Origin of the sequence: Pseudoflavonifractor capillosus (assembly GCF_016902575.1) — a bacterium.
GTDB lineage: Bacteria > Bacillota > Clostridia > Oscillospirales > Oscillospiraceae > Enterenecus > Enterenecus capillosus_A.
Genome location: NZ_JACSNZ010000035.1, coordinates 1 through 18,843 on the forward strand (window position 1 = coordinate 1; position 18,843 = coordinate 18,843).

An 18,843-nucleotide genomic window follows, 5' to 3' on the forward strand; every position below is an offset into this window, starting at 1 on the left:
CCCTCCGTTTCAATGTAGATGAGAATATAAGTGTCGTGAACCTCCTGGACGACACCGGTGATGCTGGGCTCATTGGCAATGATGTAATTCATGCTGCGAGGGGTACAGCCTGCCAATGCAAACAGGATCATCACAAGGGAGGAAAGAACTGCTGTAATTCGTTTCATATCCAACACCCCCACACTTGATTTAATGATAACTGGTCTCCCTCTATGTGTAAAATAGGTTACAGTACAATTTCGTATTTATAATCTTTCATGATTATATCTGTTCCCTTTTTCTTGTATGTGCTCTCGCTGACAATTTTTCCGCCACATTTCTGGGCAACACGATTAGAAGCGACATTTTCCTGACCAACATAAATGGTTACTTTCTCAGCGCCTTGACGACGAGCATAATCTATCATTCCCTGAGCGATTTCGGTTGCGTAGCCGTGACACCAAAAATTCTTATGTACGCAATAAGCAATGTCGTATACTTTCTTGTCGTCGCTGATAATGAAGCTGCACGTCCCTACCCGTTCTAATGAATTCTTAAAAACAGGAATCAAATAACAACATTCTTCATCCTCGCCTAAGCCTTCTAACATTTTCAAATATTCATCATCTATTTCTTCTTTTGCCTCGTCTGACAAATACTGTCCCATCTCTGGATTATTCCAGATACTATATGCCCACAAAGCATCTTCTTTCGTGAATCCTCTTAATAAAAGTCTTGAAGTCTCAATATCGTATATCTTCATAAAATCCTCCGTTAAATTTAACTTTTCGCCGTTGCTTCTTTCAGCAAGCCAGCTGCGGTATCTCTTCCTCCGGCATGATAGCGGACACATACTGTATCGTGGTGTGGGATATTGGGTCGGTCAAGGGAAGTTCATCTGTGTTCGAAATATACTCTTGATGATATTGTAATACACCGATTCCAAGCTGTCATGCAAAGGATACCTCGCTATAAACAAAGAATACAGCCGAGGGGTGCTTCATCCAGATGCACCCCTCGGCGCATTTTATTTCTTCCTGTATTTTTCCTGCAGACTCTGGTGGCCTGTGTGATCTTGGTGCCGAAGACCTTCTGCTTATGAAATACTTTACAATACAATTTCGTATTTATAATCTTTCATGATTATATCTGTTCCCTTTTTCTTATATGTGCGCTCGCTGACAATTTTTCCGCCACATTTCTGGGCAACACGATTGGAAGCAGTATTTTCCTGATTCACATAAATGGTTACTTTCTCAGCGCCTTGACGACGAGCATAATCTATCATTCCCTGAGCGATTTCAGTTGCGTAGCCTTGACACCAAAAATTCTTATGTACGCAATAGGCAATGTCGTATACTTTCTTGTCATCACTTATTATGAAACTACATGTCCCTACCCGTTCTAAGGAATCCTTAAAAACAGGAATCAAGTAACAGCATTCTTCATCCTCGCCTAAGCCTTCTAACATTTTCAAATATTCAGCATCTATTTCTTCTTTTGCCTCATCTGGTAAATATTGTCCCATCTCTGGATTATTCCAGATGCTATATGCCCACAAAGCATCTTCTTTCGTGAATCCTCTTAGTAAAAGTCTTGAAGTCTCAATATCATTTATCTTCATAATGTCCTCCGTTAAATTCAACTTTTCACCGTTGCATCTTTCATCAAGGCATTCGCTTCACCAGCTGCGGTATCTTCGCCTAGGGTGCGCTTGCAGTCATGGAGAGCATGAGCGAAAGCGGTCATAGCCGTTTCCTGTGCCCTTGATTTGATGATATTGTAACACACCAATTCCAAGCTGTCATGCAAAGGATACATCGCTATAAACAAAGAATACAGCCGAGGGGTGCTTCATCCAGAAGCGCCCCTCGGCTCATGTTATTTCTTTCCGTATTTCTCCCGGAGGCTCTGGTGTCCCTCCTGGTCCCGCCGCCGTAGATCATCTGCCGAACAGGTCTGCCATTGGGGAGCGTCCGTTCCCAGATCCAACTGCATGACTGCTTCCGGATAGTGCATCTCCGGGTCAAAGCCGATGTTTCCGGCCACCAGCCGCTGCCAGGGGGTATTTGCCGGTGGAGCCTGCACTTCATCCACAGTGTAGTCTTCCAGATCGTGCATGGTGTCGATCTTCCGGAGGAATTCCTTTCCTGTCAGCTTTCCGTCCAGATATTCCATTCGAGCCAGACGGGCATTCTCGCTCCAGGCATCATATTCCATGTAGTCCATGGGAATCAGGTCCTGTCGGTTTTCGGGAAGGGCTATGGTGTAGCGCAGCATGCGGGCGTACATCCGATCCCGCAGCCGTTTGCAGGCCAGTAAAGTCTCGTCCTGCTCTGCATCCAGGTTGCGCTTGAAGCGGGAACCTCTTTGCTTGCAGGGGAAGCCATCTGTCTCCCGGTCGCAGTAGTGAGTTTCCTTTCTGGTCTTGGGAATGAAGTAGAGCCAGCAGTAGTCACAACGGGCAATGCGCTGTTTGTCCTGCCGAAAGTACAGGGCAAGTTCCAGCCCCAGCAGAGCAAAGAGAGAATTGACGGCATAGGCCTGCCCTTTGCTCGCCCCATCCGGAAGCAGGGCAGGATCACATAGGGACTGCAGTTCCGGATAGGTTTCAATCAGCTTCTGGAATCGTTCCTGCTGGGTGGCTCGCTCCATACCATCACAGGCAATCTCCAGTATATTGCGTAAGTACACCTGGGTCCGAACAGGCTCCTCCAAAATCTGAAGCAGTTGGTTTGCAGCACGGAGAAGGAAGGATGCACTACCGTCATCCTCTTGCCGCAGGGATTGGTCCAGGAGTTGCTCCAGAACAAAGTACCCCACCGGGTCAACCTCCTGGAGCATACTGGGCAGCAGAAGCGCCTCGGCAACAAAGTCTTCAAAGTCCTCCAGGGATACCTGGAAACGTGCTTCAAAGAGGGGATGCTGCTCCCGCAGCTTTTGGATCTCCCGGCGGTATGGGCGGTAATCAATCTCAGAAGCGGCAATTAGGTGTTCAGCGGGAGTTGCGCAGGGAAGTGTGGTTGTCCTGCCGTCGGCATGGTGCAGAATCACAGACCAAAGATTTTTATCTTCTGCCTTCAGCAGCAATAGGGGAATTGCATCTGCCATCGGTCCGCCTCCTCTCAAGATCACTTCCTGATGTAAACTGCTCTTTTTTATTTTACACTGAACTCAGCCCAAAGGGCAACCGCACCTTGAGAATGAAATACCTATCACCAGAGATGATACTCACCCGGGGAAGTACCGCCATGACACTGTTATAGGAAAAACAGCTAAGCGTGCCAAGGGGAAGCAAAGGCCGTGTAGGTTAAGCAGGGCAGGAACGGGTATGGTGATGGCCAATCAAGAACAAAAAAGACCGCTGAACTGCTGCAACAGTTCAACGGCCCGCTGCGTTTCGGAACACAGCCCAATCTGTGTTCAGTCTATCAGAGGGGCCTCCGAAACGCAATAAATTTTTTCTCTGTACTTAAAAAGATTGGAGGTATTGCAATGAAACTCTCAACCTGTAAAAGCTACGACGACCTGCCGCTGTTTCTCAATGCGGAAATGGTGGCAGCTGTATTGGGCGTCTCGTCATCCAGTGCTTATGAGCTGATGCATCAACCTGGTTTTCCCACTCTGCGTGTGGGCAGCCGCATGGTAGTACCCAAGGAAAAGTTCGTGCAGTGGGTGGAAGCACAGTCTGGAGGTATGAAATGAAGAAGAACTGGACCAAGCGTGATCCCATTAAGAACTACTTCCCGGTGCCCAACGAGATCTACTCTCTGGGCCTGTCCTCGGATGCCATCTCCATCTACGGGTATCTCCTCAGCCGGGAGGACAGAAAAACCTATCAGTGTCTGGTGAGCTACCGAATGATCTCAGAGGCCATTGGGAAATGCGTAACTACGGTGCGCAAGTATGTGGCAGAGCTGGAGGAGCGGCAGCTCATCCGCACGGAGCATACATCGGTAGTTGCCAAAGATGGCCGTAACCTCAACGGTCGTCTGCGTTACACCATCCTTCCCATTCAGTTGGTCATAGATGAATTCGACAACCAACAGCTGCAGGTGGCTGAACAGCAGAAGAAGCAGTGGGAGTTGGACAAGAAGAAGGCTGCCCGTGCTGCCAAGGAACGGGACGCAAGCCGGAAGGAGACAGATGCCCCGTGTGGCCGCCTGTGAGCCGCTGTGTGGAACGAGAAGGGGCAGGGGAGACCCCTGCCAAACTAGATAGGATTGAAGCGAATTGGACCCGATTTCAGGGGGGAGGACAAAATGGGCCCCCGCCGAAGCCCAGCGCAAGCGGGTTCGGTGGGGAGAGGAGGAGCAGTGGAATGAGCGAGTTTTCGCCCTTCCGGGCGGAAATGAGAGATATGGAGCTTGCGACGACGAGAAGCAGGAGAAAGACACGACGCTCCTTGAGCGCCGTGACGGCCACAACTGCCCGCAGTGCAGGCAGTTTCAGGCTTTTCAAAGGGCGTTCCTTTTGGCGAAAAATTCAGGGAGGAACGCTCTGTTGGGGACAAGCCTTACAGTCCCAAGGACTTTGAGGCAGTTGTAAAGGGAAAGGAGAATATTATGGTGAAAGGAAAACAGAAAACAACCGTCTTTTTCACCCCCTCTGTGAGAGGGAAAATTGAGGATACTTACCGGAGCGATAACTGCAAGAGCCAGAGCGAGTTTATCGAAAAAGCCGTGGAGTTCTATCTGGGCTATCTGAACACGAAGAACGACGGCGCCTTCCTGCCCGAGGTTCTCACCACCATACTCATTGGCATCACGGATGACTTTGCACAGCGCATGGGCAGGTATCTCTACAAGGTGGCGGTGGAACAAAATCTATGCAATCACATTCTCACTGCCGACACCGACATGGATCAGCGAACCTATGAGCTTATGCGTGGCCGGAGTGTGCGGGAGGTGAACAGCACCAACGGCCGCATCAGTTTCAAGGAAGTGCTGGACTTCCAGAAGTCGGTGTGATTCATGTGAGTGTATTAAAATCTGATGTGCAATACAAAGACAAAAGCCCTTGCCAGCCGCAGAATCTTTCTGAAAAAATTTCAAATAAGGGCTGGATATTGCAAAACGGTTGGGGTATTGTGTGTTGCTGATAAGGAGGCGGCACACATGAACGACTACATGAGAGCATTGCACCAGCACTTCTTCCAAAAGCCCAACCTCGCAGAGCTGGAGATGGAGATTGAAACTGCCCGCCAGGACGTGCGGGACTGTCTGGACAAGGCCCAGCGGCGCAGGCTCATGGACTTGGTGGATGGGCAAGCCCTGCTGCGGGAGGCAATCTCCCAGGCCAGCTTCACCGCAGGTTTCAAACTGGCCTGGGAAATCGCAAAAGAACTGGAAGCGGACGGTCTGCACCCTCTGGATGAGGGGGAGACAGACTGCGTCCGCCCCAGCACAGGAAAGGAGGAGTGATCAAGATGACAAAACGGATTCCCATTCAACGGTGCCAGTACTGTGGGTGCGAGGATATCGGGCTTGGCTGGCAGCACGGCGAGGCACTGGTCACATTCAAAAAACACGGTATGATGGGCAACCGACTGCAGTACTTGATCTGTCGTCGGTGCGGTGCTGTGCTCTACCAGTGCGTGGCAGAGCCATACAGGTTTCCTCCTGTGAGGTAGGCCACACAACAAATGAAACTGAACTACTGGAGGTGAAACAACATGGCAAAGAGACGACCATCCGGGGACGGCATGGTGCGCAAGCGGGACGATGGCCGCTGGGAGGGCCGCATTGTGGTGGGCCACAAGCAAAACGGCGAACCCATCTTCCGGTATGTGCTGGGCAAGACGCAGAAAGAATTGCTGGCCAAGCTCCACCGGGACATGGAACTCTACCAGGATGCACAGCTCACCGAGGACAGCCGCATGACCCTGCGCCAGTGGCTGGACCGCTGGATGGAGGAGTACGGCGCTGTCACTCTGCGGCCCAACACCCTGCGCAGCTACGAGCAGTACATCCGGTGCTACATCGATCCCTATCTGGGCGGTAAGATCATCTCCCGCATCACCCGAATGGACATTCAGAAGCTGTACCGGAAGCTGAAAAAGGAAGGACGGGTTCACGACCACCCGGAGCACGGACACGAACTGTCGGACACCATGGTGCTCCGCATTCACGCCATGCTCCACCGGTGCCTCAAGGATGCGGAGCAGGAGCACATCATCGCCTACAACCCCACCGACGGAGCCAAGCTGCCCAAGAGCAACTACAAACCCAAGCAGGTGCTCGACCGGGAACAGATCGATACCTTCCTGGCAGCGGTGGACAAAAACGAAGTCTGGCGGGACTTCTTCTACACGGAACTGACCACCGGCCTGCGCCGGGGTGAGATCTGCGGCCTCATGTGGCGGGACTTCGACGAACACGCCGGGACGCTGAAAATTCTCCGCTCGGTGCATGTGCCAAAGCGGGGCGAACTGGAGATCGGCGAAACCAAAACCAGTCAGGGCAGGCGCACCATCCGCCTGCCCCCCAGCACCGTCCAGCGTCTGAAGGAGCGGAAGAAACACGCCATCAGCCAGTGGATCTTCCCGGAACCTCTGGCCCCAGAGAAGCCGGTGCGTCCCAGCGCCGCCTACTACTGGATGAAGGTGATGCTGAAGGAAGCGGGACTGCCCCGCATTCGCTTCCACGATCTGCGTCACACCTTCGCCACCCATGCTCTGGCCAGCGGTGTGGACGCCAAGACCCTCTCTGGCATTCTGGGACATACCAACGCCAGCTTTACCCTCGATACCTATACCCATGTGACGCCGGACATGCAGAGAGCCGCCAGTGATGTGGTGGGCGGCTTCCTGAAAAATCTGTTGGGAGAGGAGCTGAAACCGTGGCAAGGAAACGGAAAAGCGGAACCGGCACCATAAGACAGAGAAAGGATGGCCGCTGGGAAGGCCGGGCCGTGGTGGGCTACGATGACAAGGGCCTGCCCAAAACGAAAAATGTACTGGCCAAGACCAAGCGGGAGTGCCAGGAAAAGCTGACCAAGCTGATGGAAGAAGTGGGCGGTTCCAAGTCCGAGAAGATTCGCCCCGATATGCCCTTCGGGGAGTGGATGGACTTCTGGTATCAGAACTACACCAAGCCCGGCCTTCGCCCCACCACCCAATCCAATTATGAGGGCATCATCTACCAGCACATCATTCCGCAGCTGGGCAAGATTCCTCTGAATCAGTTGACACAAAAGGATCTCCAGCAGTTCTACGCCCACCTGAAAAAGGAGGGGCGGCTGGTTCGGACAGAACAATATGGAAAGGGTCTCTCCGACCGCATGGTGCGGATGTGTCACGCCAAATGTCGTGCGGCGCTGGAGCAGGCAGTGCGGGAAAATTTGATCCGTGCCAACCCGGCGGTGGGCTGCAAGCTGCCACCCAAGCGGGGCCGGGAGATGCAGGTGCTGTCGCCCCAGGAGCTCCAGCGCTTCCTCATGCAGGCTCAGGCGGAGGGATACTTCGAGCTGTTCCTGCTGGATCTGTCCACCGGCCTGCGGCGGGGAGAACTGCTGGCCCTGCAATGGTCCGACCTGGATCTGGATACCGGAATGCTGTCCGTGACCAAGCAGGTCTATGAGGTGAACGGAAAGCTGCAGCTGAGCGTCCCCAAGACCAAAGCGTCCATCCGCAAGCTGGTGCTGCCGCCTGCTGTGGTGGAGGTGTTCCGGGCGTATCAAAAGACGGCAAGCTCCCGCTGGCTGTTTCCATCACCGAAGAACCCAGATCTGCCGCTGGCGCCGGGCTCGGTGCTCCGGCGGCTCCAGATCATTCTGGAGCGGGCCGGGTGCAAGAAGATTCGCTTCCACGATCTGCGCCACACCTTCGCCACCATGGCCCTGGAAAACGGCATGGACATCAAGACCCTCTCCGCCATGCTGGGCCATGTGTCGGCGGCGACCACGCTGGACATTTATACCCACATCACCGGCGACATGCTCAGTGAAGCCGCCGCCAAGATCGACCGTGGCCTGGGCAACGAGGTGGCGGAGGATGCTCCAGAGGCGGCGGAGAATCCCCGCACCGATTTCCAGCCGGTGACCCGGCGTACCCGAAAACCCGGAACCGGGTGCATCTCTGAACTCAACGACCATCTTTTTGAGGGACGCTACTCGCCCACCTGGCCGGACGGCACCAAGCACTCCAAATGTGTCTACGCCCACACTCGAGAGGAGTGCGAGGAGAAGCTGAAAGTGCTTATCCAGCAGATGAATGCAGAGCGGAAGACCGTCCAGGACCGGATGCGTGGAATCATTCCGCCGGACAAACTTACAAAGAAGCAGCGGCAGATCTGGGAGTATATGCGGCTCCATCCGGACGAAACCAATTACAGCGTCGTCGCTAAGGGAACGAAGGTGACCCGGCATACGGTAGCCAAGCACTATGAGATGATCCAAAAGATGCTGGGATGATCGGGACAGTAAAGACAGAAGCGTTACCGATATGGATAGGCACCATACCGGTAACGCTTCTATTTCGATGTGTGCAATGTGAAATTTCAGTCGAGGAAAAATGAATCGATGTCCTCGGTGGACGAAAGAATCTCGGACTTTTTCACTCCGGCGGTGTCTGCAAGAAGAATTGAGTGCAGGAAAGCAGTGCGGAAGTCGGCGGCAAAGGCATGGTCAATCAATGCGTAGAACTGCTTGCTTTGCGCTTCCAGTTCCGACAGATATGCTGCATATTGTTTCTCCAATTCTTCATCTAAACGGTGCTGGGACTCGATGAACTGAGTGACCAGAGCCTGCTCTTTCCGATAGAGCATCAGCCGACCATACTCAAATGCACAGGAGGCGAGCGCTTGCGCAAACTCGGTAGCCTGCTGACCGCAGAACATGGAGGCGGCAGAAGCGATCAGCTTGATCATGGCCTCAAGAGAGATCCACAGGCAATCTTCCGTATAAGCCACTTCCGAGAGCGCCCCGCTTCTGAATAGCGTCTCTTTACTGTGCAGTTCGTCAGTCAGTTTCATGATCGCTTTAACGGTTTCGGGAGAGGCAAGTCTGGCAATCATTTCAGCGGAGGCGCGTATGTACTTTTCGTACAACTGAAAGACGAAAATGCTATACTGCTCGCCGTCCAGAAGAATGCCATACTCCGATACTGCGTGGCCAAGTTCCTTCCAGTCCTCCGTATCGAACGAAGAAGGACTTTTTCCACTTGCGATTTTCTTCAATACGGCAAGGGTCAGAACCGTTGCCGCCTTTGCACCTGTTACACTTGCTGCTTCCTCTTTTTCGGACATAGCCACCAGGTGTTTCTGCATGGTTTGGATGAGTTGCAGTGCCTGCTGGAGTTTTTCTCCGGCAGGCATCTTCATAAGTTGTTCCAGTGCAAACTGCGCTGCCTGGTGTTTGAGATACCCTTCCATTACACCTCACCCACTGTTCTTTCAAACATGGTAGACAGCGCTTTTGTGTTGTTGACCAGTGCCCCGAGGAGCTGTTTTTGTGAATCATCGAGGGTCAGATAGTCTGCACCAAATAACGAAAGCGATTTTGTCAACATATCATTTAAGCCGGTGCGTATCCCTGCGGTTTCAGATAGAATCAGGCCGATTTTTCCGTCCAATTCCCGAACAGCCTCAATGTTCTTTTTGACTGCCTGAATCTCCTCGTTTTTTTGCTTGTTTAGCTTGGTTTTCTTTGATGCAAAGAGCAGAATGGAGGACAATAGCGTTGCGCCGGCGATTGACCAGCCGACTGGGCCGGCCAGAGCTAGTAATGCACTTCCGGCAGTCATTCCGCCACCGCCCGCAGCGAGCGCACCTCCACCCAACCAGGCCAGTGCAGCGTTGGTTGCGGCTGCACCGGAGAGTGTTGAGATTGCCGCACCAGTGGAGGCGGTGCCAAAAGTGGTGGCGACCCACATTGCGGCAGTGGGTGCCATGAACGCAACGGATGCGCCTGCAGCAAGGCCGGCACCTGCGCCGGTAACTGCTTTCCGCACTTCTTGCAGTTCACGATCGGCAAAGTCCCGCGATTCTGTAAATTTCTTGCGGTGGACAGAAATTTCTTCAAACTCTGCATCGAAACTTTTTGGGCGATTGGCAATGCTGTTAACCAAACTTTCCACAAAGGAAATCGAATCGAGAGAGCGGCATCGCTCAATGTACAGCTGGACGCCTTTGTCGTTCATAAGGGTATAGGCATCATTGTACTCTGTGATGGATACCTGCAGCATACGGTCCAGCTCTGTAAGCTTGGCTGTGATGTCGTCTTTCACATCGAGGGCAGCATCTTTGAGTTCACTGGCTTTTTCCACCAAGGTGCTGGTGGCCTCGGTTGCCTTGTTTTTGATGGCTTCAACATCAATGGTGGAGAGGCCTTTTTGAGCCGTAGCCTTCAAGTTGGAGAAAGTTTTTTTCGGAGCTTTTGGAGACATAATCAAGTCCTCCTGTTTTGAGTGTAAGGGGGATGGAAATTTTCCCCTTCCAAAGAGACTGTGTTTTTTTCGCGAACCGGTTTACACAGAGAAAAGATTGAGGGGGATTTGATAACCGCATCGAATTCGATCCGGTTTCTTAAGCAACCATATTATAACACTTGTGAATGTAACACGATAGGCTTATTTTTGAAATGCTTGGTAAATGTTTAATCCTTTTTAGACTCCGATATGTGGCCTTGCTCGATTGCCAGACAGTACCGCTTATGCTATGATGATCCTATTAAGTGAGGAAGTACCACCACGCCTTGCGAAACTTTTTGGCCCTTATCTGCGTTTTGCTAAAATAGCGGTGATGGAATTCTGTTTATCTGCGTAAAAGTGTAATGATAGATATGCCGGTCAATTTGGTGACAAAATTTCAATTCAGCGCTAAAATGATTGCTCAAGCAATGTCTCGACGCAGACAAAGCATAGCATATTGGAGTGACTTTTGATCCCCAGGGAGAAGATGATGTACTGACTATTTCCCATTGGGGTGAATTGAGAAAATAGATGGGAGGATAGTAATGCGGCTATTGTTTGAAATGGATACAAAGGACTATGACCCTAATGGCCAAGCATTTGTGCGGCCCTCTGTTCGTGGCATCATTATCCACGATGGGAAAGTGGCCATGGTGCATAGTCTGAAATATGATTATTATAAATTCCCCGGTGGTGGTATAGAAGACGGTGAGAGTCTGGAAGAGGCTCTCCTGCGGGAAGTTGCAGAGGAATCCGGCCTGCAAGTGATCCTTCCATCCATTCGGGAATACGGTCTTGTCCATCGGATACAGAAAGGTCAGAAAGAGGCCAAGTTCATTCAGGATAATTATTATTTTCTCTGTGAGGTAGAAGAGAAAGTTGGAGCACGGCAATTAGATGACTATGAAGCGGAAGAAGAATTCACCCTGGAGTATGTGGATCCTGCCCATGCCATCTGTGTCAATCGTGAAGCAGATCACGGCCCTAAAGACCCAATCATGCTTGAAAGAGAAGCCAGAGTTTTGGAAATGATGGTTCAGGAAGGAATACTATAATTTTTACTGCGACGAACTGCCTGCTTTCTGCGTAATGGTGCGGGGCAGAATACTACCATTGCAACAACGAGATCTGCACCCATCATCAGAGGGGCCGGACAAAAGATTGTGACGGCATCGTTGCACTGATGGAATGATGCATAGATGCAGTGCATTCGGGAAATTCAATCCTACCCTCTGCTTCATTGCCAGACAGTTCCTCTTGTGGTATGATGACCCTATCCAGTGAGGAGGTGTCGTCATGCCCCTGCATATTGTGCGAAATGATATAACCACCATGAAGGTGGATGCCATCGTCAACGCCGCCAAGGAGAGCTTGCTGGGCGGCGGAGGTGTGGACGGCGCCATCCACCGTGCCGCCGGGCCGGAGCTGCTGGCCGAGTGCCGCACCCTGGGCGGCTGCAAAACGGGACAGGCCAAGATCACGAAGGGCTACCGCTTGCCGGCAAAGTTTGTGATCCACACCGTTGGCCCCGTATGGCGGGGTGGCAGCCACGGGGAGCGGGAACTGCTGGTCTCGGCCTATCGCTCCTCTCTGGAAGTGGCCCTGGCCCATGGGTGTGAAACCGTGGCGTTTCCGCTCATCTCTTCCGGAGTGTACGGCTACCCCAAGGATCAGGCCCTGAAGGTGGCGGTGGATACCATTGGGGATTTTCTGCTTTCCCACGATATGACGGTGTATCTGGTGATCTTCGACCGGGCCGCTTATACCATCGGCGGGAAGCTGTTTTCTGACATTGCCGCCTACATCGACGACCGCTATGTGGATGCCCACACCGACAGCCGGGAGATCCAGTGCCGCCGGATGGCTATGGCCTCCATGCCCATGGAGGAATCGGAGTGTATGCCTGCTCCCTGCGCCACGGCGCCCTCTGGTCTAGATGAAGCCCTCAGCAAACTGGACGAGAGCTTCTCTCAAATGCTGCTGCGGAAAATCGACGAGCGGGGCATGACCGACGCCCAATGTTATAAAAAGGCCAACATCGACCGCAAGCTGTTCTCCAAGATCCGCTCAGATGTCCACTATAAGCCCTCCAAGCCCACCGCCATAGCCTTTGCCATTGCTCTGGAACTGCCGCTGGAGGAGGCTCGGGAGATGCTGGAAAAGGCAGGCTTTGCCTTCTCCCACGCCAGCAAGTTCGATATCATCGTGGAGTATTTCATCGCCCACCGGAACTACAACATCTTCGAAATCAACGAGGCTCTGTTTGCCTTTGATCAGAGCCTGCTGGGAGGCTGAATGGATTTGTCGCCCACCAGGCGACCACGAAATGCTCAGATCCCCCTATACTGTGCTTGTAAACAAAACAACACAGCATAGGGGGAATTTTTATGAAGAACAATTTGACAGAGCTCGTTTTTATCCTGGACCGAAGCGGCTCCATGCAGGGGCTGGAAGGGGACACCATCGGCGGCTTCAACGCCATGATTGAAAAACAGAAGAAGGAGCCGGGCGAGGCATTTGTCTCCACCGTCCTCTTTGACGATGAGACCGAGGTACTCCATGACCGGATGAAGTTGGGCGAGGTCCGGCCCATCACCGAAAAAGAGTACTATGTCCGGGGCTGTACCGCCCTGCTGGACGCCATCGGCGGAGCCATCCATCATATTGGGAACATCCATAAGTACGCCCGGAGCGAGGATGTGCCGGAGCATACCCTGTTCGTTATCACCACCGACGGCATGGAGAATGCCAGCCGCCGCTATTCGGCGCAAAAGGTGAAGGAGATGATCCAGCGGCAGAAAGAAAAATACGGCTGGGAGTTTCTCTTCCTGGGGGCCAACATTGACGCGGTGGAGACGGCGAGCCATCTGGGCATTGCCCCCGACCGGGCGGTGAACTACCACTGCGACAGTGAGGGTACCCGCCTCAACTACGAGGTGGTGGGCCAGGCCGTGGCAGCCGTCCGGTGTAGCGCACCTTTGGATGAACACTGGAAAGACGCCATTGAGGAGGACTTTCAAAAGCGGCAGAAGAAGGGACGGCGGTAATTTGCCGTCAAAACGGATGAGGGACGGAGGCTACGCATCCGTCCCTCATCGATGCTTAGAATATGGGGAGCGGTTGCAACCAGAAATTAAAAAACTTTAGAATTTCCTCTTGACTCTGACGCTCCGTCAACTGGTACTATATTTCCAAGGAGGGATATCTATGGAGTATTCCATTCAGGAACTGTCGCGCCTGTCCGGGGTGACCACCCGCACCTTGCGCTGGTACGACCAGATCGGGCTGCTGAAGCCCAGCCGGGTAGCGGAGAGTGGCTACCGCTATTACGGCGGGACGGAGGTGGACCGGTTGCAGGACATTCTCTATTACCGGGCCCTCGGGGTGGAGCTGGCCCGGATCAAGGAATGTCTGGACGACCCCTCCTTCGATCGCCTGGCCGCCCTGCGAAGCCATCTTGCCACTTTGGAGGCGGAGCGGGAACGGCTGGAACAGCTCATCCGGTCGGTGAAAGACACCATCGGAGCAGAAGAAAGGAACGAGATCATGAGCGACGAGCAGAAATTTGAGGCGTTCAAGCAGCGGGCTGTAGCCCATAATGAGGAAGTTTACGGAGCAGAGATCCGCGCCAAGTACGGCGACCAAGAGGTGGACGAGGCCAACGCCACAGTGATGAACCTGACCCGGGAACAGTACCAGGAGTGGACGGACCTGGGCCGGGAGATTCAGGAGCGGCTGGAGGCCGCTGTTCAGGCCGGGGTGTCTCCGGAGAGCCAGGAGGGCAAGGAAATCTGTACTCTCCACCGCCGGTGGCTCACCACCACCGGAAACCGGTACGACCCGGTCAGACACCGGGGGATTGCGGAGCTGTATGTGATGGATGAGCGATTTACCGCCTACTATGACAAACAGGTACCCGGCTGCGCCCGCTTCCTGCGGAACGCCGTGGTCAATTGGGTAAAGTAAAACACAGTCAGAGGCCTCCGGCTATTCGCCGGGGACCTCTGACTCTCTTATACCTTTTTCCGCGTCAGGAAAACGCCGACCAGTGCCACGATCAGGGCGAAGGGCGCCAGACGGACAAAGCCCCATTCAAAGACGTGGATGGCCACGCCCATGACGGCAGTTTCCGGGGCACTGTAATCCCAGCCCAGGTAAGGGCTGTTCACCACGGCCAGAACTGCGGCGACGGTCAGGATGCCCACGCACACCGCGATGAACAGCCAGTGGACGGCCGAACGCCGCATGGCCTTTCTCCGGGCAAACTGCAAATTGATGATCTCCAGCTTTTCCGAGAGGGCTTTGACGGTATCTGCCTCCGACTCCACCACATTCCCTCCAAGCAGCGTGCTCACGGGTGTCTCCAGGGCCTCCGACAGAGCGATGAGCAGGTCAGAGTCCGGGACGGACAATCCCTGCTCCCATTTGGAGATGGTCTGCCGCACTACATTCACCTTGACCGCCAGCTCCTGCTGGGAAAGACCCTTAGATTTCCGGATGGCTTTGATGTTTTCATTGAGCATGTGGGCTCACTCCTTTCGCTCCCCATTGTAGGCAAAGCGGCCTGTTGCCGCAAGCAACGCAGAGTAACACGGCTTATTTTTGCAGTTCTCGCCGCAAATCGTCCAGATACAGCTTCTGCTGACGCTTTAGATAGCTGGGGACAAAGGGGCGCATCCACCAGTGCTTGGCGTTGACCGTCTCGGTGCAATGGAGCCGGGTACCGCCCTCTGCCGCCTCAAAGATCCCCTCCCAGGAGCCGGACATATTGCCGTTTTCCATGGTGAAGGCCCATCGGCACAGGGGCTGGCAGGCCGTGACGGTAAAGTCTGTGGCGTAGCCGCTTTTGGTGTGTTCCACGAAATGGGTTTCGTCCAAGATTTCCACCTGGGCCAAATCGCTGCGCCAGGCGGTATTTGTGAGGTCGGTTATCGTCTGCCACACCTGTTCCAGCGGGCAGGGAAAATACTCTGTCACCCTGGAAGTTGCCATACCAATGCTCCCTTCAAAACCACAATGCCTGCTCTCTCCGGAACACCGGGGTGTCCCCTTGGGCGTAGGGGTCATAGCGGTTTTCGTTACAGCCGAATTCCTGGAGAAAGCAGATCTGTCCCGCCTCGTTCCAGCGGATGAGGGAGAGGCCGTCAAAGCTCTGGATGGTGCCGTCCGTCATGGCGCAACGGAAAGCCCACTCCACCACGGTCTGATCTCCCTTGTGGAAATACTCTCGGATATCCCAGTGTTCCACGGTGCCCCGGGTGTTCCACTCATCAAACCATAGTTTAATTTTTCTGCTGCCGTGGTACTCCGGCCCCCAGCTCTCGATGTAGACGGCGTCGGGGGCAAAGAGTTCCTCAATCCCTGTGTCCTGCTTGTCCAGCCACATGGAAAACCAGCGGCGGACCTGTGCTTCCCTCTGTTCCTGCATATCCATAGCTGCCTCCAACTCCATTACACGCATTTCACCGGCTGCCGGATGACGGTTTTCAGCTTTTCCGGCTTGCACCGCCGTACATCACTCAAATAGATCTCGTGGTGGAACCGGCCCTGGCTGAAATCCAACGCATAGCCTTGTTCCGTGGCGTACTCCTCCATGGCGGCCACAGTGGCGGGCTCGTCGTCATAGGGGCCGATGTGCATACACTGGACGCACAGTCCTTCCTCCCAGGAGAAGAACTCCGCTGCGGAGAAGTCCCGCTGCTTTTTCTCTGAGGCCTCCCGGACGGCCCAGCGGAAGGCCTCTTCCGTCACAAACTCCGGCAGGCGGATGAGGGAGATCCATTGGAAGTCCTTCTTGCGGGCGTAGTCTACGCCGTGAATGTCCTCCTGCCACCAAAGACCCTCCAGGGGCGGCACCACATAGTCGAAGTAACCCTCCAGCTGATGCTTGCCCATCTTGCTCATTTTGATGGTGTAGGCCACGGTATAGAGCAACTCCAAAGCCTGCTTGTAAGCACCGTCCTCCTCATTTGGATCGCCCTGGCCACGCACGGCCAGAAAGTTCATGGCAGGTACCGTGACGATGCTCGGCGTCCTGGAGGGCAGATAAAATTCCTTGTACTCTTTCTTGTAGTCAAAGGCCACGGCTATTTCCTCCTTTTCTTTGGCTGGGCCTGAAGGGCCAGACAGGTGAGGCGGGTAAGAGCGGTCATGGTGTCCCGGTCGTCCACATCCTCCACCCAGATATAGTCATTAGCCCCCTCATAGGGTGGAGCCTTGGGCAGATGGGGAAATGCCGCCTCCCCCGCCGGGGTGACCTTGACAAAAAGCTGGTCGTCACAGATGACGGCGAAGAATACCTCGTCGCAGTAGAGACCGTATTCCCCGAACATCTTCCGGCTACGGATGGCTCCGGCTTCCCGTAGCTGCTCGGCCACATAGTCCACAAAATTCTTATGAGAGGCCATGATGATCCCCCTTTCGGTAACGATGGACCAGTGTTTCGGTCAGTTCCCGTAGCTGCTCTCGTAATTCTGTCGGCTCCAGCAGCTCCGCCTTGTCTCCAAAGGTCAAAACCCAGCTGAGCACGCTGTCTCCATCAGGAAAGCCGCCGGTGAAGCACAACTGTCCGTCCGGTTCCACGATGAAACAGTCCGCCCCGTATTCCTCCACCAGCCGCCAGCGGCAGGATGGATCAAAGAGAACGGTGACCTGATACTTAACGGGAAAGATGTGCTCCGGCTCCAGATCAGGCAGAGGAGCAGATCGGAGATCATAGGGCTCGCCAGAGGTGAGTTCTGTCATGCGATTGAGTTTAAACAGGCGGAAATCCTCCCGCATTTGGCACCAGCCCCACACATACCAGGTGGACCAGTGAAACACCAGATAATAGGGCTCCACGATGCGCACCGATTCCTCTTTGGGAGAGAAGTAGGTGAAACGGATGGTGCGGTGTTGCTCAATGGCCCCTTGGATCAGTTCGATTTTCGGTGGCAGACTGGTCTTGTACCAGGAAGCCAGGTCAATGAGCATATGTGCTCCACCGGAAACCAGTCCGCCTGTCCCGGCGGACAGCTTTTCCATCAGCTGGGCGTAACGCTGGGTGCCACAGACGCTGTCCAGGCTTCGCAGCCCCGCCAGAATAGCCTGCATCTCCGGGGCAGTGAGTACCGTGCGGTCCACCCGGTAGCCCTCCATGATGGAGATGCCGCCCCCAGAACCCTGTGTGGTGGCGATGGGAATGCCTGCCCGGCACAGGGACTCAATGTCACGCTGGATGGTCCGGCGGGACACCTCGAACTGCTCCGCCAGCTCCGGGGCGGTGACCTTCTCCCGCTGGAGTAGGATGGACAGGATACCGATAAGCCGCTCCATTTTCATGGGAACCACCGCCTTTCCTGATTCTGACTGCATTATAGCACAAGAACACGACAACTGTGTGTCATGTTTCTCAAAGAATTGCAGCGGCTCATATCGTATGGTATCATAGTCCCACTAAGACCGTCAGGCAGAGGATGGATCACGCCATGAAAATCAGAAAAGTGGAAACTGACAAAAAGAGATACCTGGATTTGCTGCTGCTGGCCGACGAGCAGGAGGACATGATTGACCGCTACCTGGAGCGGGGAACCATGTATGTGTTGGAGGACGACGGCGTCAAGGCCGAATGTGTGGTGACGGACGAGGGAGACGGCATCCTGGAGCTGAAAAACCTCGCCGTGGAGCCTGCCTTTCAGGGCAGGGGCTACGGAAAGAACATGGTGGACTTCCTTGTCCGAACTTACAAGGAGCAGTATACGGTGCTGCAGGTGGGCACCGGAGACAGCCCGTCCACTATTCCGTTTTATGAATCCTGCGGATTTCGTAGGCACCATCTGGTCAAGAACTTTTTCACCGACCACTACGACCACCCCATCTATGAGTGTGGGGTACAGCTGGTAGATATGGTGTACTTGCAAAGGGAGCTGAACCTGTAGGCGTATCAGTTTTTAACAAGCTATAATCAAAGAATAGCGCCTTCCGGAATCTGCGGGTTTCGGAAGGCGCTTCTTAGGCTTATTTTGCAATTTGATACTTGATGCGATTGCCGTATTTTGCAGAGCGCAGCAGTCCGAGTTTCTCAAATTTGAGTACAAATCCACGGATGGTAGCATAGGCCGCATTGCCAAAGTCCTTTTCCAGCTGTTTGGTGGAGAAATGGCTCTCCCCATAGGCGGTGAGGACAAACTGCCACAGGGCTTGTTCCTTTTCCGTAACATCGCCCCGGGACAAAGCGTTCTGGAAGGTTTCTGTGGTGTTGGAATCCGGCAAAGCCGAGACCAGCTTGTGGTATACATGTTCAATGAAATAGGTCAGGAAAGGCGTCACATCCATGACCCTGCTGATCTTCGCATTCTGCTCTGCCAATGTGTAGGCGTTGTAGTAACCCCGGCGGCTCTTCTCCACATACTCAGACAGCGGGACAAACAGAGCGGAGGAATACCGCTGCTGCACCAGATACCACAGGTGTATCAGTC

General features: G+C 53.7%; 24 protein-coding genes. 12 read left to right on the forward strand and 12 right to left on the reverse strand.

Features of this window, described 5'->3' with window-relative positions:
- Positions 1 to 226: 226 nt before the first annotated feature.
- The 3 genes from H9X86_RS09385 to H9X86_RS09395 form a co-directional block, all read right to left on the reverse strand.
- Positions 227 to 742, reverse strand: coding sequence for a GNAT family N-acetyltransferase (locus H9X86_RS09385; protein WP_204901274.1), 516 nt, complete (start codon positions 740 to 742; stop codon positions 227 to 229).
- Between the two features lie 345 nt (positions 743 to 1,087).
- Positions 1,088 to 1,603, reverse strand: a complete 516-nt coding sequence (locus tag H9X86_RS09390) for a GNAT family N-acetyltransferase (RefSeq protein ID WP_204901275.1) — start codon at positions 1,601 to 1,603, stop codon at positions 1,088 to 1,090.
- A gap of 257 nt (positions 1,604 to 1,860) precedes the next feature.
- Entirely contained in the window at positions 1,861 to 3,090 is a 1,230-nt protein-coding gene (locus H9X86_RS09395; protein WP_204901276.1) for a DUF6076 domain-containing protein, read from the reverse strand.
- Positions 3,091 to 3,474: 384 nt separating this feature from the next.
- On the opposite strand from H9X86_RS09395, the gene H9X86_RS09400 reads away from it, so the two are divergent.
- From H9X86_RS09400 to H9X86_RS09430, 7 genes are all read left to right on the forward strand, one after another.
- Positions 3,475 to 3,684 (forward strand): helix-turn-helix transcriptional regulator, encoded by a 210-nt coding sequence (locus H9X86_RS09400; RefSeq protein WP_204901277.1) that lies wholly within the window; start codon positions 3,475 to 3,477, stop codon positions 3,682 to 3,684.
- A complete protein-coding gene (locus H9X86_RS09405; RefSeq protein WP_204901278.1) occupies positions 3,681 to 4,148 on the forward strand; it encodes a helix-turn-helix domain-containing protein in 468 nt (155 codons plus the stop codon). Before H9X86_RS09400 ends, H9X86_RS09405 begins: the two co-directional genes overlap by 4 nt.
- A 396-nt stretch (positions 4,149 to 4,544) precedes the next feature.
- Positions 4,545 to 4,949, forward strand: a complete 405-nt coding sequence (locus H9X86_RS09410; protein ID WP_204901279.1) for a hypothetical protein — start codon at positions 4,545 to 4,547, stop codon at positions 4,947 to 4,949.
- A 147-nt stretch (positions 4,950 to 5,096) separates the two neighbouring features.
- Positions 5,097 to 5,402: a hypothetical protein gene (locus H9X86_RS09415; RefSeq protein WP_204901280.1), complete on the forward strand. Its 306-nt coding sequence runs from the start codon at positions 5,097 to 5,099 to the stop codon at positions 5,400 to 5,402.
- A gap of 5 nt (positions 5,403 to 5,407) precedes the next feature.
- Positions 5,408 to 5,611: a hypothetical protein gene (locus H9X86_RS09420; protein WP_204901281.1), complete on the forward strand. Its 204-nt coding sequence runs from the start codon at positions 5,408 to 5,410 to the stop codon at positions 5,609 to 5,611.
- Positions 5,612 to 5,653: 42 nt separating this feature from the next.
- Complete coding sequence (locus tag H9X86_RS09425; protein ID WP_204901282.1) at positions 5,654 to 6,856, forward strand: tyrosine-type recombinase/integrase; 1,203 nt, start codon at positions 5,654 to 5,656, stop codon at positions 6,854 to 6,856.
- A complete protein-coding gene (locus tag H9X86_RS09430; protein ID WP_204901283.1) occupies positions 6,820 to 8,391 on the forward strand; it encodes a tyrosine-type recombinase/integrase in 1,572 nt (523 codons plus the stop codon). The genes H9X86_RS09425 and H9X86_RS09430 overlap by 37 nt, the downstream gene beginning before the upstream one ends.
- Before the next feature lie 86 nt (positions 8,392 to 8,477).
- Here the strand turns inward: H9X86_RS09430 and H9X86_RS09435 are convergent, their stop codons facing one another.
- On the reverse strand, positions 8,478 to 9,350 hold the full coding sequence (locus H9X86_RS09435) for a hypothetical protein (protein WP_204901284.1): 873 nt from the start codon (positions 9,348 to 9,350) through the stop codon (positions 8,478 to 8,480).
- Positions 9,350 to 10,363 carry a hypothetical protein gene (locus tag H9X86_RS09440; protein WP_204901285.1) on the reverse strand — a complete coding sequence of 338 codons (1,014 nt, stop codon included), beginning with the start codon at positions 10,361 to 10,363 and terminating at the stop codon, positions 9,350 to 9,352. Before H9X86_RS09440 ends, H9X86_RS09435 begins: the two co-directional genes overlap by 1 nt.
- Positions 10,364 to 10,932: 569 nt before the next feature.
- Here H9X86_RS09440 and H9X86_RS09445 point away from each other — a divergent pair.
- The 4 genes from H9X86_RS09445 (at position 10,933) to H9X86_RS09460 (ending at position 14,353) form a co-directional block, all read left to right on the forward strand.
- Positions 10,933 to 11,442: an NUDIX hydrolase gene (locus H9X86_RS09445; protein ID WP_204901286.1), complete on the forward strand. Its 510-nt coding sequence runs from the start codon at positions 10,933 to 10,935 to the stop codon at positions 11,440 to 11,442.
- Between the two features lie 241 nt (positions 11,443 to 11,683).
- A complete protein-coding gene (locus tag H9X86_RS09450; protein WP_204901287.1) occupies positions 11,684 to 12,682 on the forward strand; it encodes an O-acetyl-ADP-ribose deacetylase in 999 nt (332 codons plus the stop codon).
- Between the two features lie 92 nt (positions 12,683 to 12,774).
- Entirely contained in the window at positions 12,775 to 13,434 is a 660-nt protein-coding gene (locus H9X86_RS09455) for a vWA domain-containing protein (protein WP_204901288.1), read from the forward strand.
- 160 nt (positions 13,435 to 13,594) lie between these two features.
- The gene (locus H9X86_RS09460; protein ID WP_204901289.1) at positions 13,595 to 14,353 is read left to right on the forward strand and encodes a MerR family transcriptional regulator; all 759 of its coding nucleotides are present in this window, start codon (positions 13,595 to 13,597) and stop codon (positions 14,351 to 14,353) included.
- Between the two features lie 47 nt (positions 14,354 to 14,400).
- On the opposite strand, the gene H9X86_RS09465 is transcribed toward H9X86_RS09460, so the two are convergent.
- The 6 genes from H9X86_RS09465 to H9X86_RS09490 all read right to left on the reverse strand — a co-directional run bounded on the left by H9X86_RS09465 (position 14,401) and on the right by H9X86_RS09490 (position 17,707).
- The gene (locus H9X86_RS09465) at positions 14,401 to 14,910 is read right to left on the reverse strand and encodes a helix-turn-helix domain-containing protein (RefSeq protein WP_204901290.1); all 510 of its coding nucleotides are present in this window, start codon (positions 14,908 to 14,910) and stop codon (positions 14,401 to 14,403) included.
- A 73-nt stretch (positions 14,911 to 14,983) separates the two neighbouring features.
- Positions 14,984 to 15,379 carry an SRPBCC family protein gene (locus tag H9X86_RS09470; RefSeq protein ID WP_204901291.1) on the reverse strand — a complete coding sequence of 132 codons (396 nt, stop codon included), beginning with the start codon at positions 15,377 to 15,379 and terminating at the stop codon, positions 14,984 to 14,986.
- 13 nt (positions 15,380 to 15,392) lie between these two features.
- Entirely contained in the window at positions 15,393 to 15,815 is a 423-nt protein-coding gene (locus tag H9X86_RS09475; protein ID WP_087253609.1) for a nuclear transport factor 2 family protein, read from the reverse strand.
- Positions 15,816 to 15,838: 23 nt separating this feature from the next.
- Complete coding sequence (locus H9X86_RS09480) at positions 15,839 to 16,471, reverse strand: GyrI-like domain-containing protein (RefSeq protein WP_204901292.1); 633 nt, start codon at positions 16,469 to 16,471, stop codon at positions 15,839 to 15,841.
- 2 nt (positions 16,472 to 16,473) lie between these two features.
- Positions 16,474 to 16,794: a TfoX/Sxy family protein gene (locus H9X86_RS09485; protein WP_087370242.1), complete on the reverse strand. Its 321-nt coding sequence runs from the start codon at positions 16,792 to 16,794 to the stop codon at positions 16,474 to 16,476.
- The gene (locus tag H9X86_RS09490) at positions 16,781 to 17,707 is read right to left on the reverse strand and encodes a helix-turn-helix transcriptional regulator (RefSeq protein WP_204901293.1); all 927 of its coding nucleotides are present in this window, start codon (positions 17,705 to 17,707) and stop codon (positions 16,781 to 16,783) included. The genes H9X86_RS09485 and H9X86_RS09490 overlap by 14 nt, the downstream gene beginning before the upstream one ends.
- Positions 17,708 to 17,853: 146 nt before the next feature.
- Between H9X86_RS09490 and H9X86_RS09495 the strand changes: the two genes are divergently transcribed.
- Positions 17,854 to 18,303 (forward strand): GNAT family N-acetyltransferase, encoded by a 450-nt coding sequence (locus H9X86_RS09495; protein WP_204901294.1) that lies wholly within the window; start codon positions 17,854 to 17,856, stop codon positions 18,301 to 18,303.
- A 79-nt stretch (positions 18,304 to 18,382) separates the two neighbouring features.
- On the opposite strand, the gene H9X86_RS09500 is transcribed toward H9X86_RS09495, so the two are convergent.
- The coding region (locus H9X86_RS09500) for a Fic family protein (protein WP_510186723.1) at positions 18,383 to 18,843 on the reverse strand (461 nt) is incomplete at its 5' end.